The sequence below is a fragment of the Caballeronia pedi genome (assembly GCF_001544915.2).
GTDB classification, from domain to species: domain Bacteria; phylum Pseudomonadota; class Gammaproteobacteria; order Burkholderiales; family Burkholderiaceae; genus Caballeronia; species Caballeronia pedi.
Window position 1 is genome coordinate 41792 of the sequence record NZ_FCOE02000033.1, and the last position, 24272, is coordinate 66063.

General features: G+C 64.7%; 24 protein-coding genes and 3 tRNA genes. 15 read left to right on the plus strand and 12 right to left on the minus strand.

Annotated features, from left to right (window positions below):
- Positions 1 to 19: 19 nt before the first annotated feature.
- The 4 genes from AWB80_RS32475 to fdxA form a co-directional block, all read right to left on the minus strand.
- Positions 20 to 95 (minus strand) — tRNA-Asn (locus AWB80_RS32475).
- A 78-nt stretch (positions 96 to 173) separates the two neighbouring features.
- A tRNA-Asn gene (locus AWB80_RS32480) sits at positions 174 to 249 on the minus strand.
- Between the two features lie 78 nt (positions 250 to 327).
- Positions 328 to 403, minus strand: a tRNA-Asn gene (locus AWB80_RS32485).
- A 116-nt stretch (positions 404 to 519) separates the two neighbouring features.
- Entirely contained in the window at positions 520 to 843 is a 324-nt protein-coding gene (fdxA, locus tag AWB80_RS32490; protein ID WP_035501717.1) for a ferredoxin FdxA, read from the minus strand.
- A 297-nt stretch (positions 844 to 1140) separates the two neighbouring features.
- Here fdxA and pncB point away from each other — a divergent pair, with 297 nt between their 5' ends.
- The 5 genes from pncB to AWB80_RS32515 all read left to right on the plus strand — a co-directional run bounded on the left by pncB (position 1141) and on the right by AWB80_RS32515 (position 6989).
- Positions 1141 to 2331 carry a nicotinate phosphoribosyltransferase gene (gene pncB / locus AWB80_RS32495; protein WP_061178779.1) on the plus strand — a complete coding sequence of 397 codons (1191 nt, stop codon included), beginning with the start codon at positions 1141 to 1143 and terminating at the stop codon, positions 2329 to 2331.
- Positions 2332 to 2476: 145 nt separating this feature from the next.
- Complete coding sequence (locus tag AWB80_RS32500; protein WP_061178811.1) at positions 2477 to 3148, plus strand: LutC/YkgG family protein; 672 nt, start codon at positions 2477 to 2479, stop codon at positions 3146 to 3148.
- A 5-nt stretch (positions 3149 to 3153) separates the two neighbouring features.
- On the plus strand, positions 3154 to 4554 hold the full coding sequence (locus AWB80_RS32505; RefSeq protein ID WP_061178780.1) for a sodium:proton antiporter: 1401 nt from the start codon (positions 3154 to 3156) through the stop codon (positions 4552 to 4554).
- A gap of 9 nt (positions 4555 to 4563) precedes the next feature.
- Positions 4564 to 5544, plus strand: coding sequence for a 2-hydroxyacid dehydrogenase (locus tag AWB80_RS32510; RefSeq protein ID WP_061178781.1), 981 nt, complete (start codon positions 4564 to 4566; stop codon positions 5542 to 5544).
- Complete coding sequence (locus tag AWB80_RS32515) at positions 5541 to 6989, plus strand: DNA recombination protein RmuC (RefSeq protein ID WP_061178782.1); 1449 nt, start codon at positions 5541 to 5543, stop codon at positions 6987 to 6989. The genes AWB80_RS32510 and AWB80_RS32515 overlap by 4 nt, the downstream gene beginning before the upstream one ends.
- 1 nt (position 6990) lies before the next feature.
- On the opposite strand, the gene AWB80_RS32520 is transcribed toward AWB80_RS32515, so the two are convergent.
- The 6 genes from AWB80_RS32520 to AWB80_RS32545 form a co-directional block, all read right to left on the minus strand.
- Positions 6991 to 7410 carry a GNAT family N-acetyltransferase gene (locus AWB80_RS32520; protein WP_061178812.1) on the minus strand — a complete coding sequence of 140 codons (420 nt, stop codon included), beginning with the start codon at positions 7408 to 7410 and terminating at the stop codon, positions 6991 to 6993.
- Positions 7411 to 7466: 56 nt separating this feature from the next.
- Positions 7467 to 7742 (minus strand): hypothetical protein, encoded by a 276-nt coding sequence (locus AWB80_RS32525; RefSeq protein ID WP_008342276.1) that lies wholly within the window; start codon positions 7740 to 7742, stop codon positions 7467 to 7469.
- A gap of 64 nt (positions 7743 to 7806) precedes the next feature.
- Positions 7807 to 9111 carry a molybdopterin molybdotransferase MoeA gene (gene moeA / locus AWB80_RS32530; RefSeq protein WP_061178783.1) on the minus strand — a complete coding sequence of 435 codons (1305 nt, stop codon included), beginning with the start codon at positions 9109 to 9111 and terminating at the stop codon, positions 7807 to 7809.
- 108 nt (positions 9112 to 9219) lie between these two features.
- Positions 9220 to 9774, minus strand: coding sequence for a molybdenum cofactor guanylyltransferase MobA (gene mobA / locus AWB80_RS32535; RefSeq protein WP_061178813.1), 555 nt, complete (start codon positions 9772 to 9774; stop codon positions 9220 to 9222).
- Between the two features lie 82 nt (positions 9775 to 9856).
- The gene (gene moaA / locus AWB80_RS32540) at positions 9857 to 10963 is read right to left on the minus strand and encodes a GTP 3',8-cyclase MoaA (protein WP_061178784.1); all 1107 of its coding nucleotides are present in this window, start codon (positions 10961 to 10963) and stop codon (positions 9857 to 9859) included.
- 193 nt (positions 10964 to 11156) lie between these two features.
- Positions 11157 to 14447, minus strand: coding sequence for an Rne/Rng family ribonuclease (locus tag AWB80_RS32545; protein WP_061178785.1), 3291 nt, complete (start codon positions 14445 to 14447; stop codon positions 11157 to 11159).
- A 454-nt stretch (positions 14448 to 14901) separates the two neighbouring features.
- Here AWB80_RS32545 and AWB80_RS43575 point away from each other — a divergent pair, with 454 nt between their 5' ends.
- From AWB80_RS43575 to AWB80_RS32565, 5 genes are read left to right on the plus strand one after another with little or no spacing between them, the layout of a single operon-like run.
- On the plus strand, positions 14902 to 15339 hold the full coding sequence (locus AWB80_RS43575) for a hypothetical protein (protein ID WP_143328182.1): 438 nt from the start codon (positions 14902 to 14904) through the stop codon (positions 15337 to 15339).
- Positions 15332 to 16330: a 23S rRNA pseudouridine(955/2504/2580) synthase RluC gene (rluC, locus tag AWB80_RS32550; RefSeq protein ID WP_061178786.1), complete on the plus strand. Its 999-nt coding sequence runs from the start codon at positions 15332 to 15334 to the stop codon at positions 16328 to 16330. The genes AWB80_RS43575 and rluC overlap by 8 nt, the downstream gene beginning before the upstream one ends.
- Positions 16331 to 16990: an HAD-IA family hydrolase gene (locus AWB80_RS32555; RefSeq protein ID WP_061120532.1), complete on the plus strand. Its 660-nt coding sequence runs from the start codon at positions 16331 to 16333 to the stop codon at positions 16988 to 16990.
- A complete protein-coding gene (locus AWB80_RS32560; protein ID WP_061178787.1) occupies positions 16987 to 17373 on the plus strand; it encodes a Rieske (2Fe-2S) protein in 387 nt (128 codons plus the stop codon). The genes AWB80_RS32555 and AWB80_RS32560 overlap by 4 nt, the downstream gene beginning before the upstream one ends.
- Before the next feature lie 37 nt (positions 17374 to 17410).
- Positions 17411 to 18373, plus strand: coding sequence for a S49 family peptidase (locus tag AWB80_RS32565; RefSeq protein ID WP_061178788.1), 963 nt, complete (start codon positions 17411 to 17413; stop codon positions 18371 to 18373).
- 1 nt (position 18374) lies between these two features.
- On the opposite strand, the gene AWB80_RS32570 is transcribed toward AWB80_RS32565, so the two are convergent.
- The gene (locus tag AWB80_RS32570; RefSeq protein WP_061178789.1) at positions 18375 to 19094 is read right to left on the minus strand and encodes an SAM-dependent methyltransferase; all 720 of its coding nucleotides are present in this window, start codon (positions 19092 to 19094) and stop codon (positions 18375 to 18377) included.
- A complete protein-coding gene (locus AWB80_RS32575) occupies positions 19091 to 19705 on the minus strand; it encodes a Maf-like protein (protein ID WP_061178790.1) in 615 nt (204 codons plus the stop codon). The genes AWB80_RS32570 and AWB80_RS32575 overlap by 4 nt, the downstream gene beginning before the upstream one ends.
- A 298-nt stretch (positions 19706 to 20003) precedes the next feature.
- Between AWB80_RS32575 and AWB80_RS32580 the strand changes: the two genes are divergently transcribed.
- The 5 genes from AWB80_RS32580 (at position 20004) to fabD (ending at position 24268) form a co-directional block, all read left to right on the plus strand.
- Positions 20004 to 20627 (plus strand): DUF177 domain-containing protein, encoded by a 624-nt coding sequence (locus tag AWB80_RS32580; RefSeq protein ID WP_061178791.1) that lies wholly within the window; start codon positions 20004 to 20006, stop codon positions 20625 to 20627.
- A 117-nt stretch (positions 20628 to 20744) separates the two neighbouring features.
- Entirely contained in the window at positions 20745 to 20924 is a 180-nt protein-coding gene (gene rpmF / locus AWB80_RS32585; RefSeq protein ID WP_035501683.1) for a 50S ribosomal protein L32, read from the plus strand.
- 138 nt (positions 20925 to 21062) lie between these two features.
- A complete protein-coding gene (gene plsX / locus AWB80_RS32590) occupies positions 21063 to 22214 on the plus strand; it encodes a phosphate acyltransferase PlsX (protein WP_061178792.1) in 1152 nt (383 codons plus the stop codon).
- On the plus strand, positions 22214 to 23203 hold the full coding sequence (locus AWB80_RS32595; RefSeq protein WP_061178793.1) for a beta-ketoacyl-ACP synthase III: 990 nt from the start codon (positions 22214 to 22216) through the stop codon (positions 23201 to 23203). The genes plsX and AWB80_RS32595 overlap by 1 nt, the downstream gene beginning before the upstream one ends.
- 132 nt (positions 23204 to 23335) lie before the next feature.
- Positions 23336 to 24268, plus strand: a complete 933-nt coding sequence (gene fabD, locus AWB80_RS32600; protein WP_061178794.1) for an ACP S-malonyltransferase — start codon at positions 23336 to 23338, stop codon at positions 24266 to 24268.
- The last annotated feature ends 4 nt before the right edge of the window (positions 24269 to 24272 follow it).

The window sequence follows — 24272 nt, forward strand, 5'->3', positions numbered from 1 at the left end:
GCTTTTTGACAGGAGCTTTTGGCTCCCCGACCTGGGCTCGAACCAGGGACCTACGGATTAACAGTCCGGCGCTCTACCGACTGAGCTATCGGGGAACAACTACACATCTGCAACTGAAATAAAAAACCCAGCCGATTAACTGGGTTCTTTTGAAACCGACTTGCTGGAGTTTTTGGCTCCCCGACCTGGGCTCGAACCAGGGACCTACGGATTAACAGTCCGGCGCTCTACCGACTGAGCTATCGGGGAACAACTACACATCTGCAACTGAAATAAAAAACCCAGCCGATTAACTGGGTTCTTTTGAAACCGACTTGCTGGAGTTTTTGGCTCCCCGACCTGGGCTCGAACCAGGGACCTACGGATTAACAGTCCGGCGCTCTACCGACTGAGCTATCGGGGAACATCTACAGCAGAGAAGCGAAATTATAGGGGGCCACGATTACCGTGTCAACGCTCAATCTTCATTGGATAAGCATTTTTTGCAAACCGTAACAACGCGCAATGCGACAGCCCGAATCAACGCTCGAGCAGATTCAGCTTGTCCTTCACGTCCTTGAATTCGTCCGCTTCGGGCAGCGAGCCCTTCGTCTTCGTGATGCTCGGCCAGTTACGCGCGAGGTCGGCGTTCAGCTCGGTGAAATGCTGCTGGTCGCCGGGCACGTCTTCTTCGGCGTAAATTGCATTGACCGGGCACTCGGCCACGCAGACGGCGCAGTCGATGCACTCGTCCGGATCGATCGCGAGAAAGTTGGGACCTTCGCGGAAGCAATCCACCGGGCACACGTCCACGCAATCGGTGTACTTGCACTTGATGCAGCTTTCGGTCACAACGTGAGTCATTCAGGCTCCTGCATGCGGAATTCGTGGGGGCGGCGCCCTGGGCGGCTACATGGGCCGGGAGGTGCGCGTGCCGAAACGCATATTGTAGCGTAACGATAAAAGCGGGCGCGAGCCGCGCGACGCCCCCTTTATATCGATTCGTGATGTATGTATGCGCGGCTTCGTAAAAGGGTGAGGCATGGGTCATGCCGTCGCGCGCATTCGGGTAACATGGCCCCAAAGGCATGAAGGCGCGCGCGAGCCAAAGGCACGAGGCAAAGCGCGCGGTCAATTCGCGTGGATGTTCCAGTCAGAACCATGATCATCAATTCGCTGCTCGACACCGACCTCTACAAGTTCACCATGATGCAGGTCGTCCTGCATCACTTTCCCGCGGCGCACGTCGAATATCGCTTCCGTTGCCGCACGCCGAACGTCGATCTCGTGCCGTACATCGACGAGATTCGCGACGAGATTCGTCAGCTCTGCAATTTGCGCTTCAGGGAAGAGGAACTGGATTATCTGCGGCGCATGCGGTTCATGAAGAGCGACTTCATCGATTTCCTCGCGCTCTTTCATCTGAACGAGAAGTCCATCCGCATCGCGCCGTCGCCGAAGAAAAACGGCGAAATCGATATCGAGATCGAAGGGCCGTGGCTGCACACGATTCTCTTCGAGATCCCGGTGCTCGCGATCGTCAACGAGGTCTATTTTCGCAACACGCAGCGCAAACCGGAGTACGAAACCGGCCGCGAGCGCCTGCGCGAGAAGATCAAGCTGCTCGCCACGCCGCCCGAATACTCGGACTGCAAGATCGCCGATTACGGCACGCGCCGCCGCTTTTCGGGGCAGTGGCACGAGGAAGTCGTGCTGACGTTGAAGGAGAGGCTCGGCGCGCAGTTCGCCGGCACCAGCAACGTCTTCTACGCGATGAAGCACGGCCTGCGGCCGCTCGGCACGATGGCGCACGAATACTTGCAGGCGTGTCAGGCGTTAGGTCCGCGCCTGCGCGACTCGCAGATCTTCGGCTTCGAGATGTGGGCGAAAGAATATCGCGGCGACCTCGGGATCGCGCTGTCGGATGTCTACGGCATGAAGGCGTTCCTGCGCGACTTCGATATGTACTTCTGCAAGCTGTTCGACGGCGCGCGCCACGATTCCGGCGATCCCTTCGACTGGGGCGAACGCCTCATCCGGCATTACGAGGATAATCGCTGCGATCCGCGCACGAAGGTGCTGGTCTTTTCCGATGCGCTCGACATCCCCCGGGTGCTGCAGTTGTACGAGCGCTTCCGCGGGCGCTGTCAGCTGGCGTTCGGCGTCGGCACGAATCTCACCAACGACCTCGGCTATCAGCCGCTGCAGATCGTCGTCAAGATGGTCCGCTGCAACGGACAGCCGGTCGCGAAGCTGTCGGATTCGCCCGGCAAGAACATGTGCGACGACAAGGCGTACCTCGCGTATCTGCGTCAGGTGTTCGGCATCGAGCAGCCGGTAGGCGACGACTGATCCATTGTCTGCGCGCGCGTTCGTGCATTCGGCCTATGCCACTCGGCTGAGGTTCATGCGCGAAGGGCGCTGGCTATAATTCGGACGCGTCGTGGATCAATCCGGCGCGCACGAATCTCAAGCACGCAATCACGAGGACGGCACCATGGACACATCGGCCGCGCGCCGCAATATTCTCGCGCGCATTCGCAGCGCGCAGGGCCGCCGCGGCACGCCCACGGAAGCCGAGCGCGCGGCGGCGCAGGAGTATGTCGAACGGCATCCGGCGGGTCCGCGTCCGCCGTTGCCTCAGACGCGCGACGAACTCATCGCGCGCTTCACGCTCGAAGCGGAGCGTCTCTCCACGACCGTCGCCGAAGTCGAATCCCTTGCGGACGCGCCCGCCGAAGCCGCGCGCTATCTACAGTCGCTGAACCTTTCCACCGATGTCGTCGCGTGGCCCGCGCTTGGTGATCTGCCCTGGCGCCAAGCGGGCCTTCAGGCGGCGCTGCGCAAACCTGCCGACGCCGATCTCGTCGGCATCACCGGCTGCTTTTGCGCGACGGCTGAAACCGGTTCGCTCGTGCTGCTGTCCGGCGTCGAGACACCCGCGTCCGGCGCGCTGCTGCCGCAGACGCATATCGCGATCGTGCCGGCATCGCGCATCGTCGCCGCGCATGAGGACGCGTTCGCGTTGATGCGCGCCGAACGTGGCGAGTTGCCGCGCGCCGTGAACTTCGTGTCAGGGCCGTCGCGTACCGGCGATATCGAACAGACCATCGTGCTCGGGGCGCATGGGCCGTATCGCGTGCATGTGATCGTCGTGCGCGGAGCCTGAGTCCGATGCGGCGTTTCGTTTCTGCCGTGCTCGCGCTGATCGCCGCGCCCGCCGTCGCGGCGACGCCCGATGGCGCGACGCTACCGGCAACGTGGGGCATTCCGTTCATCGGCGTCCTGCTTTCCATCGCCGTGTTCCCGCTCGTCGCGCCGAAGCTCTGGCATCACCATTTCGGCAAGATCGCGGCAGTCTGGACGCTCGCGTTTCTCGCGCCGTTCGCGCTCGTATTCGGCCCCGGCACGGCGGGCAGCGTGCTGGTCCACGCGATGCTCGAAGAGTACGTGCCCTTCATCATCCTGCTAGCCGCGCTATATACCGTGGCGGGCGGTATCTGCGTGCGCGGCAATCTGCACGGCTCGCCGCGTCTCAATACCGGACTGCTCGCGCTCGGCACCGCGCTCGCGAGCATCATGGGCACGACGGGCGCGGCCATGCTGCTGATTCGTCCGCTTCTGCGCGCGAACGACAACCGCAAGCATGTCGTGCATGTCGTCGTATTCTTCATCTTTCTCGTCGCGAATGCGGGCGGCTCACTCACGCCGCTCGGCGATCCGCCGCTCTTCCTCGGCTTTCTGAACGGCGTCGGCTTTTTCTGGACGACGCTGCATCTCGCGCTGCCGATGCTGTTCGTCTGCGCCGCGCTGCTCGCCGTGTTCTACGTACTCGACAGCCACTACTGGCGCAGGCACGACGCGCGATCCGCGTTTCTCGATCCGACGCCCGACACGCCGCCGCTCGGCATCGACGGCAAGATCAACTTCGCGCTGCTCGCGGCGATCGTCGCGCTCGTACTGATGAGCGGCATCTGGAAGCCGGGTATCGCGTTCGATGTGTTCGGCACGCACGTCCAGTTGCAGAATCTCGTGCGCGACGTGCTGCTCGCCGCCGTGCTGCTGGCCTCGCTCGCGCTCACGCCGAAAAGCGCGCGTGCGGGCAACGCGTTCGACTGGGCGCCCATCGTGGAAGTGGCGAAGCTTTTCGCCGCGATCTTCATCACCATCGCGCCGGTCATCACGATCCTGCGCGCGGGCGAGGCGGGCGCGTTCGCGGGCATCGCGCGCGCGGTATCGGATGCGAACGGCAAGCCTGTCGACATGGCCTATTTCTGGGCGACCGGCCTGCTGTCCTCGTTTCTCGACAACGCGCCGACCTATCTCGTTTTCTTCAATCTCGCGGGCGGCGACGCCCGTACGCTCATGACCACCGATGCCACCACGCTCGCCGCCATCTCCGCGGGCGCGGTCTTCATGGGCGCGAATACGTATATCGGCAATGCGCCGAATTTCATGGTGAAGGCGATCGCCGAATCACGCGGCGTGCGCATGCCGAGTTTCTTCGGCTATATGGCGTGGTCGGGCGCGGTGCTGGTGCCGCTGTTCGCCGTTCTGGGCTGGCTATTTTTCTAGGAGCAATCGATGAAGAAGGTACTTGTCGCGCGTCCCACCTTTCCCGATGTGATCGAGCGCCTGAAACAGTATTTCGATGTCGACGCGAACCTCGGCGACGTGCTCCCGCAGGAAGAATTCGCGCTGCGTCTCGCCGACAAGGACGGCGCGTTCACCGCCGGCGAATGGGTGGGCGAGCAGGAACTGACGGGCGCGCCGAACCTGAAAGTGGTCGCGAACATGGCGGTGGGTTACAACAACTTCGACATGAAGGCGTTCGACGCGCACAAGGTGCTCGGCACCAATACGCCGAACGTGCTGAACGAAACCACCGCCGACTTCGGCTGGGCGCTGATGATGGCGGCGGCGCGCCGCGTCACCGAATCGGAGCACTATCTGCGCGCCGGCAAGTGGCAGAAATGGTCCTTCGATTCGTTCCTCGGCGCCGATGTCTACGGCTCGACGCTCGGCGTGATCGGCATGGGGCGCATCGGTCAGGCGCTCGCGCGGCGGGCGGGTGGCTTCAATATGCGCGTGATTTATCACAACCGCTCGCGGGTCGCGCCGGAGATCGAAGCCGAACTGAACGCCGAATATGCATCGAAGGACGATCTGCTCAGGCGCGCGGATCATGTCGTGCTCGTGCTGCCGTACACGAAGGAGAACCATCACACGATCGGCGCGGCCGAACTCGCGCTGATGAAACCGACGGCGACGCTCACCAACATCGCGCGCGGCGGTATCGTCGATGACGCGGCGCTGATCGTCGCGTTGCGCGAGAAGCGCATCGCGGCGGCGGGCATCGACGTCTTCGAGGGCGAGCCGAACTTCAATCCGGATTTCATGCTGCTCGACAATGTCGTACTGACGCCGCACATCGCGAGCGCGACCGAGGCCACGCGCCGCGCAATGGCGAATCTCGCGGCGGACAATCTCATCGCCGCGCTGGGCGAAGGCCCGCGCGCCGGCAATCCGCCGAACCCGATCAATCCGGACGTACTCAAGACATGACGGAAATGCTGGTTGGCGCGGTCGCGCTGTTGGCGATTGCGCTGGTGGTCGTGCTCGTCGCGCTCGTCATGATGATGCGGCGGCATTCGAACGCGCTCATCATCGACGAATTCGAAGCGCTCACCGATCGCGTCAACGATATGGGCGAAGCGCACACGCGCGCGCAGGAGCGGCTCGAACGGGGCTTGCGCGGCGATATCGCGGAGAGCGCGCGCGTGTCGCGCATGGAATCGCAGAGCGGATTCACGCAATTCCATCAGACGCTCGCGACGCAACTGGCGAGCACGTCGAGCGTGCAGAACGCGCAGTTCGACGCGCTCGCGCAGCAACTCGCGCAACAGAGCCAGCAGGCGCGCGAGGATCAGGGCAACGCGTTGAAGCGCTTCGCGGATTCGATGTCGCTGCATCTGTCGCAAATGTCGGAGGCGAACGAGCGGCGGCTCGGCGAAGTGCGCGCGACGCTTGAAGCGCGCCTGAAGGACATCGAGGCGAACAACGCGACGAAGCTCGACGAGATGCGCCGGACCGTCGACGAGAAGTTGCACGCGACGCTCGAACAGCGCCTGGGCGAATCGTTCAAGCTCGTGTCGGACCGGCTGGAGCAGGTGCATCGCGGGCTCGGCGAAATGCAGACGCTCGCTGCCGGTGTCGGCGATCTGAAAAAGGTGCTGACCAACGTCAAGACGCGCGGCATCTGGGGCGAGGTGCAACTGGAATCGCTGCTGGAACAGTTGCTTACGCCGGACCAGTACGCGAAGAACGTCGCGACGATACCGAAAAGCAACGAGCGTGTGGAGTTCGCAATCCGCCTGCCCGGCCGTCACGATGCGCCGGGCGCGCCGGGCGATCCGGCCACGCCCGTGTGGCTGCCCATCGACGCGAAGTTTCCGCGCGAGGACTACGAGCGCCTGATCGATGCGCAGGAGCGCGCGGATCTGGTCGCGGTCGAGAACGCGTCTCGCGCGCTCGAAGGCCGCTTGCGCGCGGAGGCGAAGTCGATCGCGCAGAAGTACGTCGCGCCGCCGCACACGACCGATTTCGCGCTGCTGTTCCTGCCGACCGAAGGACTCTACGCGGAAGTGCTGCGCCGCCCGGGCCTGAGCGACGCGCTGCAGCGCGAATATCGCGTGACCATTGCCGGACCGACCACGTTGACCGCGCTGCTCAACAGTCTGCAGATGGGCTTCCGCACGCTGGCCATCGAGAAGCGTTCGAGCGAGGTGTGGCAGGTGCTGGGCGCGGTGAAGACCGAATTCGGCAAGTTCGGCGAAGTGCTGGCGCGGACCAAATCGCAGCTCGAAACCGTCACGCGCTCGATCGAAGCGGCGCAGACGCGCACGCGGCAGATGGACCGGCGCCTGCGCGATGTCGAGGCGCTGCCGGGAGAACAGGCGGCAGGACTGCTGGGGGACGCGTCATCGCCCGCAGGCGACGACGACATCTGATTCAGCCGGCGAGGCGTTCGAGCGGTTCGCCGGTTACGCGCACGATGCGCCAGTCGGGCAGCACCGTCGCGCCCATCTTCTCGTAGAAGTCGATGGCGTTCTGATTCCAGTCGAGCACCGACCATTCGAAGCGCCCGCACTGGCGCTCGATCGCGAGCGCGGCGAGCTGCTTCAGCATCAGCGTGCCGAGGCCGCTGCCGCGCATCGAGGGACGCACGTACAGGTCTTCGAGATACAGGCCGCGCTTGCCGAGGAAGGTCGAAAAGTTCTGGAAGAAAAGCGCGTAACTCACGACTTCGCCATCCTGCTCCGCGACGAGGGCTTCCGCGGCAGGACGCGTGCCGAAGAGTGCCTCGTGCACACCTTCTTCGGTCGCGATGAAAAGATGCGTGAGCTTCTCGAATTCGGCCAGCTCATACATCAGGCCGAAGATCGCGGCGACATCGGCGGGCGTGGCCGCGCGAATCGTGGCGGCGCTCACGCTTCCTCCGGGGCATCGGACAACACGATCTCGATACCGCCGAAGCGCGACGCCACCCAGTTGTACGCGTGACACGCGATCCACAGCAGAATGAAGCCGAGAATCGCGTTCAGCAGCAGCGCGCTCGTCACGGTGCTCACTTCCACGGAGCCGTAGCGCACGAACGCGACCACGACGCCGAGCAGCACGATCGGCACGCTGAAGGTCAGGTACACGAGGATCAGCGCCTTCGCGGTCTGTCCTGGTGCAATGAATGAGATCTGCTTTTTCATGGAAGGAAAGCCCCGTCTATCGATGTAGGAATGTTGGTCGTGGCGACGCGCGTTACGGCGCCAGTCAGATCAGGCCGTCGAACGGCACGATTTCGACTTCGTCGCCGGCGTCGATGTCGCCGCGCTCGTGTTCGAGCACGATGAAGCAATTGGCTTCACTCATCGAGCTGAGCACGCCGGAGCCTTGCGGGCCGGTGGTGACGACGCGAAAACGGCCATCGCCGTCACGCGTGGCGATGCCGCGCTGGAACTCGGTGCGGCCCGCGCGTTTCTTGATCGGCTCGGCGGCGCTCGCGCGAATGGCGGTGAGCGGCTGACGCGTCGCGCCGGACATCGCCAGCAGCGCCTCGCGCACGATGAAGTAGAACGTCGCCATCACGGCGACCGGGTTGCCCGGCAAGCCGAAGAACAGCGCCGACTTGCCCGCGCCCGCGCGTTCGCCCGACCACAGGCGTCCGAACGCGAGCGGCCGGCCGGGGCGCATCGCGATCTTCCAGAAGGCGACGTCGCCGAGCGAATTCATCAGCTCGCGCGTGAAATCCGCATCGCCGACCGATACGCCGCCCGAGCTGATGACGACATCCGCGCGCCCGGTCGCATCGCGCAACGCATTTTCGAGCGACGCGCGGTCGTCGCGCACGATGCCGAGGTCGATCGTTTCGACGTTAAGGCGCGCGAGCATCGCGAAGAGCGTGTAGCGGTTGCTGTCGTACAGGCTGCCGGGGCTGAGCGGTTCGCCGAGCGAGCGCAATTCGTCGCCCGTTGAAAAGAACGCGACGGTGAGGCGCTTTCGCACCGCAACTTCGCCGATGCCGAGCGACGCGAGCAAGCCGAGATCGGATGCGCGCACGATGCGGCCAGCAAGCAGCGCGGGTTTGCCTTTCGCGAGATCTTCGCCAGACAGACGGCGATTCTGACCCGCGCGGAGATTCGCGGTGGAAAAACGGATTGCGTCGCCTTCGCGCGTCACCAGCTCCTGCGGCACGACCGTGTCGCAGCCCGGCGGTATGAGCGCGCCCGTCATGATGCGCACGCACTGGTCCGCGCCCGGCGCCGAAGCAAAAGGACGCCCGGCGAGCGCCGTGCCCGCGACAGACAGATCGAGCGTGGCGCCGCCGCCCGCGAGCGCAACGCCTGCGAACGCGTAGCCGTCCATCGCGGAGTTGTCGAAGGCGGGCACGTCGATGGGGGAGATCACGTCTTCGGCGAGCACGCGGCCGAGCGCATCATGCAGGCCCACGCGCTCGGCCTGATCGTCACGGCCGCGCGGCATCGCCCATTGACGCACGATTTCCTGCGCCGCTTCAACGGGCAGCGCGTTCGGATCGTAGTGGGCGACGCAAGCGAAGAATTCCTTGGGCGTGGTCATGAATCGACGTGGATCGTGGCCGGAGTCCGGCGAAGAAGCAGCCACGAGGCCGCGCGTTGGTTGAGCGCCCGAACGTCGATTGCCGCAACGGCGGACGTGAGCGAACAGTCAGCGCCGTTCCAGCTCGGCCAGCTGCTGTAGATCATTGATATTGTAAAACGCGCGTTCGTCGTGAAATTGGACTTCCACCGCCTTGTGGCGCGCGTACCACGCGCGGACCTTGCGTTCGCCGGCGTCCAGCCAGGCGTCGAGATCGTCGGCGAGCGACGGGCGCAGGAGCGCGAAAACCGGATGCGCCATGACTTCGCCCGACGCATCGACCGTTGCGGCGTAGGCAATGTCGGCGCGGTTCGTGTCGAGCGCGTGCATCAATGCGGCGCCGAGATGTTCATCGACGAAAGGGGCGTCGCAGGGCGCGGTCAGGACCCACTCCGTGTCCGCGGCGCGCAGCGCGGCGGCGATGCCCGCGAGCGGCCCGGGATAATCCGCGCGCGTGTCCGCGACGACGCGCGCCCCGAACGGCGCGCCGATGCGTTCGTAGTCTTCGATGGAACGATTCGCGCTGATCAGCAGCGTGCCCGCCTGAGGCGCGAGGCGGCGCATCACATGCTGCGCGAGCGGTTCGCCGCGAAACGGCTGCATGCCCTTGTCGATGCCGCCCATGCGCGAGCCGCGCCCGCCCGCGAGCACGAGCGCGGTGACATCCGACGATGAATGAGTGTTCAGCACGGGCGGCTCACCGCGCTCAGCCGCCGATGTACGACATCTCGACGCGCGGCGCATTCTCGCGCGACGGCGCCGACGCGCTGCCGCGCAGTTGCGAATAGCGGTCGCCGCGCGCTTCCCAGATGCGGGCGATGGCGGTGGCGACGTCCTCGTCGCTCGCGCCGTTGCGGATCAGGCCGCGCAGGTCATGGCCGGATGCCGCGAAGAGGCACAGATAGAGCTTGCCTTCCGTCGAGAGCCGCGCGCGCGTGCAGGAGCCGCAGAACGCGCGCGTGACGCTGGAGATCACGCCGATTTCACCGCCGCCGTCGCGATAGCCCCAGCGCTGCGCCGTTTCGGCGGCCGTGTGCGCTTCCAGCGGCGCGAGCGGAAAATGAGCGTCGATGCGCTCGACCACCTGCGCCGACGGCAGCACTTCGCTCATGTTCCAGCCGTTCGACGCACCGACGTCCATGTACTCGATGAAGCGCAGCACCGCGCCGCTGCCTTTGAAGTGACGCGCCATCGGCACGATCTCCTGATCGTTCGTGCCGCGCTTCACGACCATGTTCACCTTGATGGGATCGAGCCCGACGGCTTGCGCGGTTTCGATGCCGTCCAGCACGTCGGCGACCGCGAAATCGGCGTCGTTCATGCGGCGAAAGAGGGAATCGTCTAGCGCGTCCAGGCTGACCGTCACGCGCGACAGACCCGCGTCGCGCAACGACTGCGCCTTGCGTGCGAGGAGCGAACCGTTCGTCGTGAGCGTCAGATCGAGCGGGCGGCCTTCGGGCGTCTGCAGTGTCGCAAGCCGCTCGATCAGGAATTCGATGTTCTTGCGCAAGAGCGGCTCACCGCCCGTCAGGCGGATTTTCTCGACGCCATGCGCGACGAACACGCGCGCGAGCCGTTCGATTTCCTCGAACGAGAGCAGGGCGGCGTGCGGGAGAAACTGGTAGTGCTTGTCGAACACTTCGCGCGGCATGCAGTAGACGCAGCGGAAGTTGCAGCGGTCCGTCACCGAGATGCGCAGGTCGCGCAGCGGTCGCGCGAGCGTGTCCGTGAGCTGTCCGGACGGCGATGCCGCGGCGCCGGAGAAATCCGGAATCGCGCTGACGTCGGCGAGGGGAATGATGCGTCGGGACATGATGACTCGGGGGGCGGTTTGGCCTCGGTGGCCTTGTTCGAATGATGGATTTAACGTCCTATTTTAGCGGAACCGGGGCTGGGAGACGCACTGACACGGAGTCGCGGTTTTCCCGAGGTATTCGTTCGATACGGGCGAAAAAAAAACGCCACCGACCGGAGTCGATGGCGTTCGTCACTTCTACCGGGTGTGCTTAGTGGGCGTGCTTGCTCGTTTCCACTTGCTGCATCGGCGTAGCGTCGGCCGGCGGGAGCGCTTTGCGCTCGCGCGGCGCACGCACCGTCGCCGGTTCGCGTGCCGCGGCGGCGTTGGCCTCGCGCAGCTTGCCTTCGTCGGTGTTGACCCAGACGAGGCCCGCGCGCTCCAGCATCGGCTGAAGGGTTTCGACGGCGATCGGCGTCGACGTCGCGGGCGCGGCCGGCGCGGCGGTCTTCACCGGCTCCGCGACGACGGCGACCGGCTCCTGCACGACGACAGGCGCTTGAGCTTCGGTGCGCTCGATCGGCTTCACCGGTTCGACGATGGTTGCCTCGGGCGTAGGCGCGACTGCGGCGGCCTTCACCGGTTCGGCGATCTCGACGGGTTCGATCGCGACGACCGGAGCCGGTTCTGCGGGCTGAACCGGCGCTTCGACGACGGCGGGCTTCGGCGCTTCCGTTGCGACAGGCGCGAACGGGTCAGCCGATGCCGTTTCGGCAACCTTCGGTTCGGAACCAAACGGATTCTCGACCGCTGGCGCCGCAGCGGGCTTGGCGAAGAGATCGAACGTCGTCGGCTCGGGCGTTTGCGCCTTCAGTTCGAACGGCTCGGCTTCGGCGGTTTTGGCAACCGGCGCTGCTTCGGCGGCGACGGGCGTCTGCTCCTGCGGCGCGGCTTCGGCCGGCTGCGCGATCTGCTGACCGACCGGCTCGACAACAGGCTGCTCGACCGGCTGCGGCGGGACAGGACGGGTTTCGCGACGTGCGGACGCTTCCTGCGCGGCCTCGACATCGAACACGCCGGCTTGCGCGGAGACGCTTTCTGCCGCGCCTTCCGCTTCCGCGACGTCGGCTGCGTGATTCACCGTCATGCCGTCTTCGTCGCGCTCGCGGCGGCCGCCACGACGGCCACGGCGACGGCGGCGACGCTCTTCGCCTTCGCGCGCATCTGCTGCTGCCTGATCGGCGGCGGAATCGAAGCCGGCCAGTTGCGCATCGGCGTTGGCTTGCGCCGTTTCGACGATGTCCGATGCCACCGTTTCGCCTTGCGTCAGCGCCTCGACGGCGGCCTCCGGCTGAGGTTTGCGGCGCTCGCCACGTTCCGCGCGTTCACCGCGCTCGGTGCGCTCACCACGTTCCGCGCGCTCGCCGCGCTCGGGACGCTCACGGCGCTCCTGGCGCTCGGCCGCTTCCGGACGCGCTGCGCGCTCCGCATTGCGGTCACGGGATTCGCGCGGCTCACGTGCGTCACGTGGTTCACGCGGCTCGCGCGCTTCACGAGGTTCGCGTGCTTCACGACCCTCGCGCGGCTCACGCACTTCGCGCAGTTCGCGTCCTTCACGACCGCCGCGCGCTTCGCGATCCTCGCGGCGCGCGCCCTGACGGCTCGCGCCGTTGCCAGCAGTTGTGGCGCCTGCAGCGGCGCCTTCACGCCCGGCGCCACCGCTGCGACGGTTACGGTTGCGATCGCCGCCGCCGGTGCGCTCGCCGCGTTCACGCGGTGCACGCGTCGCCGGTTGCGCTTCGACCGGGGCCGGAGCGGGTTGCGGCGGTTGAATGCCGAACAGATTCTTGATCCACGCGATGAAACCGCCGCTCGCCGGCACGGGTGCCGGAGCGGGCGCAGCCTCGACGGGCGCGGGCTTGACCGGCGCGCTCGGCGCCGGCTTCTCGGGCGTGATGCCCTTGACCGCCGCTTCCTGCTTCGGCTTCACTTCCTCGGTGCGTTTGCTGTAGCCGGTTTCGGACTCGAGCTCGCTCGCCGCTTCGACTGCCATCTTCCACGACGCGCGCGGCTCGTCCAGACGCGCATCGTCGTGACGCAGGCGTTCGAGCTTGTAGTGCGGCGTTTCGAGATGCTTGTTCGGGATCAGAACGACGTTGACCTTGAAGCGCGACTCGATCTTGTTGATTTCCGAGCGCTTCTCGTTCAGCAGGAAGGCGGTCACCTCGACCGGCACCTGGCAATGGATCGCCGCGGTGTTTTCCTTCATCGCTTCTTCCTGAATGATCCGCAGCACTTGCAGCGCGGACGATTCGGTATCGCGGATATGGCCGGTGCCGTTGCAGCGCGGGCACGTCACGTGGCTGCCTTCCGACAGCGCCGGACGCAGACGCTGACGCGACAGCTCCATCAGACCGAAACGCGAAATCTTGCCCATTTGCACGCGCGCGCGGTCGTGCTTGAGCGCGTCTTTCAGGCGCTGCTCGACTTCGCGCTGGCTCTTGGCCGACTCCATGTCGATGAAGTCGATCACGATCAGACCGCCCAGATCGCGCAAACGAAGCTGACGCGCGACTTCGTCGGCGGCTTCGAGGTTGGTGCGCGTGGCGGTTTCCTCGATGTCCGCGCCCTTGGTCGCGCGCGCCGAGTTCACGTCGATGGCGACGAGCGCCTCGGTGTGATCGATCACGATCGCGCCGCCCGACGGCAGCGGCACCGTGCGCGAGTACGCGGTTTCGATCTGGTGTTCGATCTGGAAGCGCGAGAAGAGCGGCACGTCGTCGTGATAGCGCTTCACCTTTTGCAGGTTGTCGGGCATCACGATATCCATGAAGGCGCGCGCCTGATCATGGATTTCGGTCGTGTCGATGAGGATTTCGCCAATATCCGGCTGGAAGTAGTCGCGAATCGCGCGGATGACGAGGCTCGATTCGAGATAAATGAGCATCGGCTGGCCGCCGACGCCGCTCTGCGACGCGGCTTCGATCGCGCGCCAGAGTTGCATCAGGTAGTTCAGGTCCCACTGGAGCTCTTCCGCCGAACGGCCGATCCCGGCCGTGCGAGCGATGATGCTCATGCCTTCCGGCAGTTCGAGCTGCGCCATGGTTTCGCGCAGTTCCTGCCGTTCGTCGCCCTCGATCCGGCGCGACACGCCGCCGCCGCGCGGGTTGTTCGGCATCAGCACGAGGTAACGGCCGGCCAGCGAAATGAACGTGGTCAGCGCCGCGCCCTTGTTGCCGCGCTCTTCCTTCTCGACCTGAACGATCAGTTCCTGGCCTTCGCGCAGCGCATCCTGGATGCGCGCGGAGCGCATCTCGACGCCATCGCGGAAATACTGGCGGGCGACTTCCTTGAACGGCAGAAAGCCGTGGCGGTCTTCGCCGTAGTTGACGAAGCAGGCTTCGAGCGACGGCTCGATGCGGGTGACGACTCCCTTGTAGATATTGCCTTTGCGCTGTTCGCGCCCGGCGGTTTCGATGTCGATGTCGATGAGCTTCTGCCCATCGACGATGGCGACGCGCAATTCTTCTTGCTGCGTCGCGTTAAACAGCATGCGTTTCATGAAACGGCTCCAGAGCGGCTACGCTTTTCCTTCGTCGGGCGAGTCGGCGCCGGTGATCGATACATCACGCGCACGAAGCGGGAAGGTGGGCGTGCCACGCTTTTTGTGTGTTGTCACAAAGCACGCTGGAGCAGGACTTCTGGCGGGAGAATTGCCGAAAGCAGGCGCGGGCTCGATTGGAGCGGCCACGTCGTGGGGCACATGCGAAGCAACTGCGAGACGCACGAAGCCGCGCGGCTCGTGGCGAGGATGGGGCGGCGCAGCGGTTCCGCGTCTCAAAATAGACGCGCCGAACCGACCCGCGCTCTTTGCAAGAGCCTGATTCCTCCCAACGGCGGCTGCGGGGAGGCGCGGTCTCGCGCGAACCGGCGCGATGCTTCGTGACCGAACCTCTTTGCTGCCATGCCGCGCCGGCGCGAGTGCGGGCCCGGATTGCTCCCGTTGGCTCGCGGCCGTGTGTCTCGTCTCGTTGCGGCGTCGTCGCGCTTCGCAGAAATCAGCGCAGCAGCGGTTTTCGCCGTCAGTTGTTCGCAAAACCGGCGAGCGTCGATTTGCCTTTTTCTCCCGCTCGCTGGCAGGGCCGATCCGGGCTGGCATCCGGCTTTTGTGCCGGGCGCCGTCGCTTCTCGCCGATAAAATTCTTTTTGACCAAAAATCCGTTACCGTCGGCGATCGACTCGACCGAACGCGCCTGTGGGCGCCGTCCTTGCCGGTGATATCGCCGTGCGTGCAACTCGCTGCTCTCGATTTTCAGGGTGAGCAACCGACCTTGGGCGCAAGTAAAATGATGGTTTATCGCTTGCACCTGTACAGTCTGAACATTCTCGGCCGTTGCTTGATCTTAAGCTTCGACCTTTTCAGGCTGTTCGCAAATTATATTCAGAATGAATGAGTTAGGCAAAACATCCCATAAGCAGGTCGCAAGCGAACACGTCTCGATGATCGAAGTCGATGAGACCGCCGCCGGTCAGCGCATCGACAATTTCCTGCTGCGCGTCTGCAAGGGCGTCCCGAAAAGCCATATTTACCGCATTCTCCGCAGCGGCGAAGTGCGCGTGAACAAGGGCCGTATCGACGCCGCGTACCGGCTGGAACTGGGCGATCTCGTGCGCGTGCCGCCGATCCGCACCGCGCAGCAGGACGAGGCGCCGGTGTCGTCGAACGCGCCCGCCGCCGAGTTCCCGATTCTCTTCGAGGACGACCATCTGGTCGTGATCGACAAGCCGTCGGGCGTCGCGGTGCACGGCGGCAGCGGCGTCGCGTTCGGCGTGATCGAGCAATTGCGCAACGCGCGGCCGCACGCGAAATTCCTCGAACTGGTGCATCGGCTGGACCGGGAGACGTCCGGCGTGCTGATGCTGGCCAAGAAGCGCGCGGCGCTGGTCGATCTGCACGAGCAGATTCGCGAGAATCGTGTCGACAAGCGCTATTACGCGCTCGGTCACGGCGAATGGCAGAGCGATTGGGGCCGCAGACGCATCGTGAAGGCGCCGCTGCACAAGTATGTCGCGGCGGATGGCGAGCGGCGCGTGCGCATCCAGGAAAACGGCTTGCCGTCGCATACGGTCTTCAATCTGATCGAGCGCTGGCGCGATTACGTGTGGCTCGAAGCGGAACTGAAGACCGGCCGCACACACCAGATTCGCGTACACATGGCGAGCATCGGCCTGCCGATTGCGGGTGATGCGAAATACGGCGATTTCGCGCTGAACAAGGAATTGGCCCGTCCGAGCGCGAAACCGTCGCTCAAACGCATGTTTTTGCATGCATTTCGTCTGAAGATAACCCATCCCGCGACAGGCGAGCCGCTGCAATTCGAAGCGCCGCTGCCCGCCGAATGCAAACGATTCATCGAACAATTGAAAAATCGAGAGACAGACTAAATGGCGCGGCAGCAATTCGATCTGATCGTTTTCGACTGGGACGGCACGCTGATGGATTCGACCGCCCACATCACGCGCAGCATTCAGGCCGCGTGCCGCGACCTCGGCCTGCCGGTTCCCGCCGATGAATCCGCGAGCTACGTGATCGGCCTCGGCCTGAAGGACGCGCTGCAAATCTGCGCGCCGACGCTCGATCCGTCGGATTATCCGCGTCTCGCCGAGCGCTACCGCTTCCATTTCCTGACGATGGGCCAGAAAACCGAGCTCTTCGACGGCGTGCGCGAGCTGCTGCAGGAACTTCGTGATCTCGGCTATTTTCTCGGCGTCGCGACGGGCAAGAGCCGCGTCGGGCTGAATCGCGCGCTCGACGAGTCGCGCCTCACGAGTCTCTTCGACGGCACGCGCTGCGCCGACGAAACCTTTTCCAAGCCGCATCCCGCGATGCTGCACGAACTCACGCGCGAACTCGGCCAGGATCTGGCGCGCACGGTGATGATCGGCGACACGACGCACGATCTGCAGATGGCGATCAACGCCGGCGCGGCGGGCATCGGCGTGGGCTACGGCGCGCATCCGGCGGATTCGCTCGCCGTGCTCAAGCCGCAGTTCTGCGCGGACAGCGTCGCATCGCTCGCCGGATGGCTGCGGGAGCACGCATGACGGAGCCAGCAAGGGACGCGGTGCGCGTATGCGCATCGGATGAACTCGTCGATGGCGGCGCGGGCGTGCGCGTTGCGGCGACGGAAGCGAGCGGCGACGCGGTGGTCTTCTTCGTGCGCTACGACGGCAAGCCGCACGGTTATCTGAATCGCTGCGCCCACGTGCCGATGGAGCTGGACTGGAACGAGGGACAGTTCTTCGAAAGCTCGGGCCTATACTTGATGTGCGCGACGCACGGGGCGATCTACGAGCCCGACACGGGCAAATGCGTCGGCGGGCCGTGTCGCGGTGCGCGGCTGCGGGCCGTCGCCGTCGAGGAGCGCGACACGCCGGAAGGCCGCGCGGTCTTCTGGCTGCCCGACGACGCGCTGCGTCCCGCCTGATTCCCCTCTCAAACAGACCCAAATAGACCCATCACGCATGTCCGACAACTTTCCGCCGCGCGGCAACGACAACTGGGAGCGCGAGGCGCTCGAACGCATCGCGCTCGCCGCCATCCGCGAGCAGCGCGCCGCGCGGCGCTGGCGCATCTTCTTCCGCTTCGTGTTTCTCGCCGTGATCGCGCTGATCGCGTGGGGCGTGTTCGATTTCACCGGCGACCGCGTCGCGAAGGCCGGCAAGCACACGGCGCTGATCGACCTGCAAGGCGAAATCTCGGCGAACGGCGACGCGAGCGCTGACAACATCGACGGAGCGCTGCAGAGCGCATTCGAGGACGAGAACACGGCGGGCGTGATCCTGCGCATCAACAGCCCGGGCGGGAGTCCGGTGCAGGCGGGCATCATCAACGGCGAGATCCGGCGGCTGCGCGCGAAATATCCGAAGACGCCGCTCTACGTGGTCGTCGACGATATGTGCGCGTCCGGCGGTTACTACGTCGCGGCGGCGGCGGACAAGATTTACGTGGATCGCGCGAGCATCGTCGGCTCGATCGGCGTGCTGATGGACGGCTTCGGCTTCACCGGGCTGATGGATAAGCTCGGCATCCAGCGCCGCATGCACACGTCGGGCGAGAACAAGGGCGCGTTCGACCCGTTTTCGCCCGAAACACCCGCGATGAACGCCCACGCGCAGCAGATGCTCGACCAGATTCACGCGCAGTTCATCGACGCGGTCAAACTCGGGCGCGGCAAACGTCTGAAGGATGATCCAGAAATGTTCTCCGGCATGTTCTGGACGGGCGAGAAAAGCGTCGAACTCGGTCTCGCCGATGGTTTCGGCGACGCCAGCTACGTGGCGCGCGAGATCATCAAGCAGCCGGATATCGTCGATTACACGCAGAAGGAAAGCATCAGCGAGCGCGTGGTGCGGCGTTTCGGCGCATCGGTCGGAGATGCCGCCATGCGCGCGCTGACGCTCGGCGGCAAGCCCCAGTTGCGCTGATCTAGGACGCCAGCAGCAGGAAAATCGCCGGACGCTTATGGAGGTCCGGCGCGGTCTGCTTCTTCCAGTCGGCCGCCGTGCGCGTGACGATGGTTTCGCCCGGCAACGTCAGATCGACGGCGACGCAGATGAGCGTCGACGGCGCGCAGGTGGCGACGAGCGTGTCGAGCATCGCGCGGTTGCGATACGGCGTCTCGATGAAAATCTGCGTCTGATTGGCCTTGCGCGACAGTTGCTCCAGCTCGCGCAGGCGCTTGCCGCGCTCGCCGGCGTCGACCGGCAGATAGCCATTGAACGCGAAACTCTGGCCGTTCATGCCCGAGGCCATCAGCGCGAGCAGGATCGAACTCGGTCCGACGAACGGCACGACCTTCACGCCGCGCTGATGCGCGCGCCGCACGAGCAGCGCGCCGGGGTCGGCCACGGCGGGGCAGCCGGCTTCGGACACGAGCCCCGCGTCGGTGCCGGCGAGGATCGGCGCGAGCAGCCTGTCGATATCGGCGGGCGGCGTGTTGACGTTCAGTTCGCGCACCTCGATTTCCTGAATCGGCCGCTCTGTGCCGACTTTCTTCAGAAACGCGCGCGTCGTCTTCGCGTTTTCGCCAATGTAATATGCGAGCGCAGCCGCCTGCGCGCGCACCGGTTCGGGCAGGACGTGCGCGAGGGCGGCGGCGTCGCCTTCGCCGAGGGTATTCGGGATCAGATAGAGAATGCCGCTCATGCCGCCCCCAGAACCGGATAGCCGGCATTTTCGAGCATGCCGGTCAATGCGATGAGCGGCAGACCGATCAGCGCAGTGGGATCGTCGGATTCGATGGCTTCGAGCAGCGCAATGCCGAGGCCCTCCGCCTTCGCGCTGCCAGCGCAGTCGTACGGCGTCTCGGCGCGCAGATAGGACTCGATCTGCGCGTCCGAAACGCGGCGAAAGCGCACCCGCGTGACGATATCGGCGGATTGCACGCCGCCCGTGCGGCGGTCGAAAAGACACAGCGCGCTGTGGAATTCGACGTTGCGGCCGCGCATCGCCTGAAGTTGCGCGACGGCTTTGTCGTGCGTGCCAGGCTTGCCGATCTGCTTTCCGTCGAAGGTCGCGACCTGATCGGAGCCGATCACGAGCGCGCTCGCATCGTCGCTGCGTTCGGACGCGGCGCGCGCCTTGGCGATCGAGAGCCGCACGGCGGTCGCCTCGGGCGTTTCGCCGGCGAGCGGCGTTTCATCGATATCGGGCACGATGACGTCGAACGGAACGCGCAGCCGGCCGAGCAGCTCGCGCCGGTAAGGTGAACTGGACGCCAGGATCAGGCGGGGCGGCGTGTTTGAAGCATCGGGCATAAAGCGGGTTCGGCAAAAATAGGGGTGAAAACGACAGGCTTCGGCTCCGTTCTTAAGTATTTGACTCGAAAGAACAAAGCCGATATGATTTTGGGCTTTTCATCGGTACGTGCGTCAGCAACTCCGTGCGCCCGACGCCGATGAATCCGGTGGAGCCGAAGGGTCAAAGCGCGTAACGAAGCACGAATGATGACCGAATGCAAATTCGGGCAAGCCACGCCTGCCTCGATGCGGCATCGCGGTGCATACTGAACGCTCACCGAAGCACTAACCCAGCAAGGCCCAAGCAGGAGCGCACATGACTCAGAATCCTGGCAAACCTGTGAGCCCCGCCGATCTGCGCGCGCTCGACATTTACGACTTCGCCAAGAGTGGCAGACAAGCAGCCGGCGCCCTGCGTGTATCGCAGATGCCGCGCATGTTAGCCGAAGTGGCGGCGGATGCGCCAGATCGCGACACCGTGTTCACCTGGCAGGGCGAGGGCTCGACCCAGCCGGAACTGCAGAACGACGGCACCGACGCGCCGCAGCCGTATCTGCGTCTCGCGGTGCACGGCTCGCTGTGGCTCATGTGTCAGCGCTGCCTTCAGCCGTATTCGCAGCATCTCGACGTCGATGCGACGTATCGGATCGTGGCGACGGAGGAAGAAGCGGACGAATTTCCGCTCGACGACGATGAAGTCGAAGTGATCGTGGGCTCGCGCCAGTTCGATCTCGTCGACTTGATCGAAGAGGAGCTGTTGTTGTCCTTGCCGCTCGTGCCCAAGCACAACGCGTGTCCCGAGGTGCATGAAAGTCTGCTCCCGGGCGATGCGGGCGGCGAACCGGACGAAAGCGGTGCGCAGGAAGCGGACGACAAGCCGAATCCTTTCGCCGTACTGGGGAAGCTCAAGCAGGGCGGTCCCGACGGCGAGAAGCACTGATTGATTTTGTAGCACGCAACATTTGGTAGCGCGATGTGCGCACCCGCTGGCCGAACGGCCGAGGGCTGTCGGCGGATCGGGCTGTGTTAGAATTCGCAAAATTTTTCTGGAGTAATCATGGCAGTTCAGCAAAACAAGAAGTCGCCGTCGAAGCGCGGCATGCACCGTTCCCACGACTTCCTCACGACGGCTCCGCTGGCTGTCGAGCCGAGCACGGGTGAAGTGCATCTGCGCCACCACGTGAGCCCGAACGGCTACTACCGTGGCAAGAAAGTCATCAAGACGAAGAACGACTAAGCGTTCATCGACGCTTGATGCGCCTGTCGAAACCGCTTTGCGGGCACGCGGGCGCAACTCGCTCTTGACACTTTCCCGGTACGACGAGAAGGCGGCATTTCACTGCCGCTTTTTTGTGCCCGAAATTCGTCGCGTTCCATGACTGTAAAGATAACCATCGACTGCATGGGAGGCGACCACGGTCCGGCCGTGACCGTTCCCGCTGCCGTCAGTTTCGTGCGCTCGCATCCCGACGCGCATCTGATGCTCGTCGGTCTCGAGCAGCCCATCCGCGCCCAGCTGAAGAAGTCGAAGGCTCTCGACGAGCCGCGCCTGACCGTCGTTCCCGCGAGCGAAGTCGTCGCGATGGACGACCCCGTCGAAGTCGCGCTGCGCAAGAAGAAAGACTCGTCGATGCGCGTCGCGCTCAACCTGGTGAAGGAAGGCGAGGCGCAGACCTGCATTTCCGCCGGCAATACCGGCGCGCTCATGGCGGTTTCCCGCTATGTGCTGAAGACGCTCGCCGGTATCGAGCGCCCCGCCATCGCATTCGCGATGCCGAGCCAGAAGGGCTACACCACCGTGCTCGACCTCGGCGCCAACGTCGACTGCGAGCCGGAGCACCTGCTTCAATTCGCCGAAATGGGCCACGCGCTCGTCTCGGCGATCGAAGGGCGCGAGCGGCCCACCATCGGCCTGCTCAACATCGGCGAAGAAGTCATCAAGGGCAACGAAACGATCAAGCGCGCGGGCGAGCTCCTGCGCGCGAGCACGCTCAACTTCTACGGCAACGTGGAAGGCAACGACATCTATAAAGGCACCACGGATGTCGTCGTGTGCGACGGTTTCGTCGGCAATGTCGCGCTGAAGACCTCCGAAGGTCTCGCGAAAATGCTCGCCGACATGATCAAGGAAGAGTTCAGCCGCTCGTTCAGCTCCAAGCTGATGGCGCTCGTCGCGCTGCCCGTGCTCAAGCGTTTCAAAAAGCGTGTCGATCCCGCGCAATATAACGGCGCGGCGTTGCTCGGCCTGCGCGGGCTGGTCATCAAGAGTCACGGTTCGGCCGAGGCCTTCGGGTTTGAGTGGGCCATCAAACGCGGGTATGATGCCGTCAAAAATGGCGTGCTCGAACGCCTGGTGCGCGCGATGGAAGAGAACGCACCCGCGGCGCGCGAGGCCGACACGAACGCTTCTGCGTCGGCTGCGGCGGATCAATCGATCCAGCCGCCCGCATCACAGGCCGATTCACAGCCCAACTCGCAGCCGAACCCGCCGGACGCGTCCGGTACTGCGCTACATTCGAAGGCATAATGGCTCAATCCAATCTTTACTCTCGCGTGCTGGGCACCGGCAGCTACCTGCCGTCCGAGCGCGTCACGAATCAGGACTTGGCGGACCGTCTCGCGAAGCAGGGCGTCGAGACGAGTGACGAATGGATCGTCGCGCGCACCGGCATTCACGCGCGCCACTTTGCGGCTCCGAATCAAACCACCAGCGACCTCGCGCTCATCGCATCGCAGCGAGCGATCGAAGCGGCAGGCATCGATCCTCAGTCGATCGACCTGATCATCGTCGCAACCTCGACGCCGGACTTCGTGTTTCCGAGCACCGCGTGCCTGCTGCAGAACAAGCTCGGCATCAAGAACAACGGCGCCGCCTTCGATGTGCAGGCGGTCTGCTCCGGTTTCGCGTACGGCGTCGCGACGGCAGATAGTTTCATTCGCAGCGGCCTGAATCGCACGGCGCTGGTCATCGGCGCGGAGACGTTCTCGCGCATTCTCGATTTCAACGACCGCACCACTTGCGTGCTGTTCGGCGATGGCGCGGGCGCGATCGTGCTGCAGGCGTCCGAAGAGCCAGGCGTGCTGTCGAGCGCGCTGCACGCGGACGGCAGCTATTCCGACATTCTCTGCACGCCGGGCAACGTGAACGGCGGCGTCGTCGAGGGCAGCGCGTTCCTGCACATGGATGGTCAGGCCGTGTTCAAGCTCGCGGTCAACGTGCTCGAAAAGGTCGCGCTCGAAGCGCTCGACAAGGCGAAGCTCACGCCGGACGACATCGACTGGCTGATTCCGCATCAGGCCAATATCCGCATCATGCAAAGCACGGCGCGCAAGCTGCATCTGCCGCCGGAGCGCATGGTCGTGACGGTCGGCGAGCACGGCAACACGTCGGCGGCGTCGATTCCGCTCGCGCTCGACGTCGCGGTGCGCGACGGCCGCGTCAAGCGCGGCGACAACGTGCTGATCGAAGGCGTGGGCGGTGGCTTCACGTGGGGTGCGTCGGTCATCCGCTACTGATCGTTTATCGATTTCCCTCTATTCATTCGCAACTGATCCCTTCGTCACGACAGCCGCCGCGCGCCGCATGAGCGCGCGGTTTGCGCGCAGGCACCGACGACATCGCGGATCATTCCAATCAACGAGGACGATATGAAATTTGCGTTCGTTTTCCCCGGACAGGGCTCGCAGTCGATCGGCATGCTCAATGCATTCGCCGATCACGCCATCGTGCGCGAAACCGTGCAGCAGGCATCCGACGCGCTCGGCCAGGATCTCGGCAAGCTGATCGCCGAAGGTCCGGCAGAAGAGTTGAACCTGACGACGAACACGCAGCCCGTCATGCTGACGGCCGCGTACGCGATCTACCGCGTGTGGGAAAAGGAAACGGGCCTGAAGCCGGCGCTCGTCGCGGGCCACAGCCTCGGCGAATACACCGCGCTCGTCGCGGCCGGCGCGCTCGCCTTCGCGGACGCTGTGCCGCTCGTGCGCTTTCGCGCGCAGGCGATGCAAAGCGCCGTGCCGGTAGGCGAGGGCGGCATGGCCGCGATTCTCGGACTCGATGACGACACCGTGCGCGCCGTGTGCGCGGAGGCTTCGTCGGCGGGCGTCGTCGAGGCGGTGAACTTCAACGCGCCCGCGCAAGTGGTGATCGCGGGTTCGAAGGCGGCCGTCGAAAAGGCGTGCGAAGTCGCCAAGGCGAAGGGCGCGAAGCGTGCGCTGCCGCTGCCGGTGTCCGCGCCGTTCCATTCGTCGCTGCTGAAGCCCGCATCGGATCAGTTGCGCGACTATCTCGCGAACGTCGAGATCAAGGCGCCGCAGATTCCGCTGATCAATAACATCGATGTCGCCATCGTTTCGGATCACGCCGCGATCAAGGACGCGCTCGTGCGTCAGGCGGCCGGTCCGGTGCGCTGGGTCGAATGCGTGCAGGCGCTCGCGAAGGAAGGCGTCACGCACGTCATCGAATGCGGACCGGGCAAGGTACTCGCGGGTCTGACGAAGCGCATCGACGGCAATCTCGTCGGCGGCTCTATCTTCGATCCGGCCTCGCTCGAGGAAACGCGCAAACTGATCGCCGGCTGAGGAA

Excerpts from the sequence above, each read along its gene's own strand:
- AWB80_RS32515 (WP_061178782.1), top strand. The coding sequence starts at position 5,541 with ATGACGGAAATGCTGGTTGGCGCGGTCGCGCTGTTGGCGATTGCGCTG.
- AWB80_RS32595 (WP_061178793.1), top strand. The coding sequence starts at position 22,214 with ATGGCTCAATCCAATCTTTACTCTCGCGTGCTGGGCACCGGCAGCTAC.
- fabD (WP_061178794.1), top strand. The coding sequence starts at position 23,336 with ATGAAATTTGCGTTCGTTTTCCCCGGACAGGGCTCGCAGTCGATCGGC.
- AWB80_RS32555 (WP_061120532.1), top strand. The coding sequence starts at position 16,331 with ATGGCGCGGCAGCAATTCGATCTGATCGTTTTCGACTGGGACGGCACG.
- rpmF (WP_035501683.1), top strand. The coding sequence starts at position 20,745 with ATGGCAGTTCAGCAAAACAAGAAGTCGCCGTCGAAGCGCGGCATGCAC.
- moeA (WP_061178783.1), bottom strand. The coding sequence starts at position 9,111 with ATGACCACGCCCAAGGAATTCTTCGCTTGCGTCGCCCACTACGATCCG.
- AWB80_RS32580 (WP_061178791.1), top strand. The coding sequence starts at position 20,004 with ATGACTCAGAATCCTGGCAAACCTGTGAGCCCCGCCGATCTGCGCGCG.
- rluC (WP_061178786.1), top strand. The coding sequence starts at position 15,332 with ATGAATGAGTTAGGCAAAACATCCCATAAGCAGGTCGCAAGCGAACAC.
- AWB80_RS32520 (WP_061178812.1), bottom strand. The coding sequence starts at position 7,410 with ATGTATGAGCTGGCCGAATTCGAGAAGCTCACGCATCTTTTCATCGCG.
- AWB80_RS32575 (WP_061178790.1), bottom strand. The coding sequence starts at position 19,705 with ATGCCCGATGCTTCAAACACGCCGCCCCGCCTGATCCTGGCGTCCAGT.
- AWB80_RS32505 (WP_061178780.1), top strand. The coding sequence starts at position 3,154 with ATGCGGCGTTTCGTTTCTGCCGTGCTCGCGCTGATCGCCGCGCCCGCC.
- AWB80_RS32560 (WP_061178787.1), top strand. The coding sequence starts at position 16,987 with ATGACGGAGCCAGCAAGGGACGCGGTGCGCGTATGCGCATCGGATGAA.
- mobA (WP_061178813.1), bottom strand. The coding sequence starts at position 9,774 with ATGGGCGGCATCGACAAGGGCATGCAGCCGTTTCGCGGCGAACCGCTC.
- fdxA (WP_035501717.1), bottom strand. The coding sequence starts at position 843 with ATGACTCACGTTGTGACCGAAAGCTGCATCAAGTGCAAGTACACCGAT.
- moaA (WP_061178784.1), bottom strand. The coding sequence starts at position 10,963 with ATGTCCCGACGCATCATTCCCCTCGCCGACGTCAGCGCGATTCCGGAT.
- AWB80_RS32570 (WP_061178789.1), bottom strand. The coding sequence starts at position 19,094 with ATGAGCGGCATTCTCTATCTGATCCCGAATACCCTCGGCGAAGGCGAC.
- AWB80_RS32565 (WP_061178788.1), top strand. The coding sequence starts at position 17,411 with ATGTCCGACAACTTTCCGCCGCGCGGCAACGACAACTGGGAGCGCGAG.
- AWB80_RS32510 (WP_061178781.1), top strand. The coding sequence starts at position 4,564 with ATGAAGAAGGTACTTGTCGCGCGTCCCACCTTTCCCGATGTGATCGAG.
- AWB80_RS32545 (WP_061178785.1), bottom strand. The coding sequence starts at position 14,447 with ATGAAACGCATGCTGTTTAACGCGACGCAGCAAGAAGAATTGCGCGTC.
- AWB80_RS32525 (WP_008342276.1), bottom strand. The coding sequence starts at position 7,742 with ATGAAAAAGCAGATCTCATTCATTGCACCAGGACAGACCGCGAAGGCG.
- pncB (WP_061178779.1), top strand. The coding sequence starts at position 1,141 with ATGATCATCAATTCGCTGCTCGACACCGACCTCTACAAGTTCACCATG.
- plsX (WP_061178792.1), top strand. The coding sequence starts at position 21,063 with ATGACTGTAAAGATAACCATCGACTGCATGGGAGGCGACCACGGTCCG.
- AWB80_RS32500 (WP_061178811.1), top strand. The coding sequence starts at position 2,477 with ATGGACACATCGGCCGCGCGCCGCAATATTCTCGCGCGCATTCGCAGC.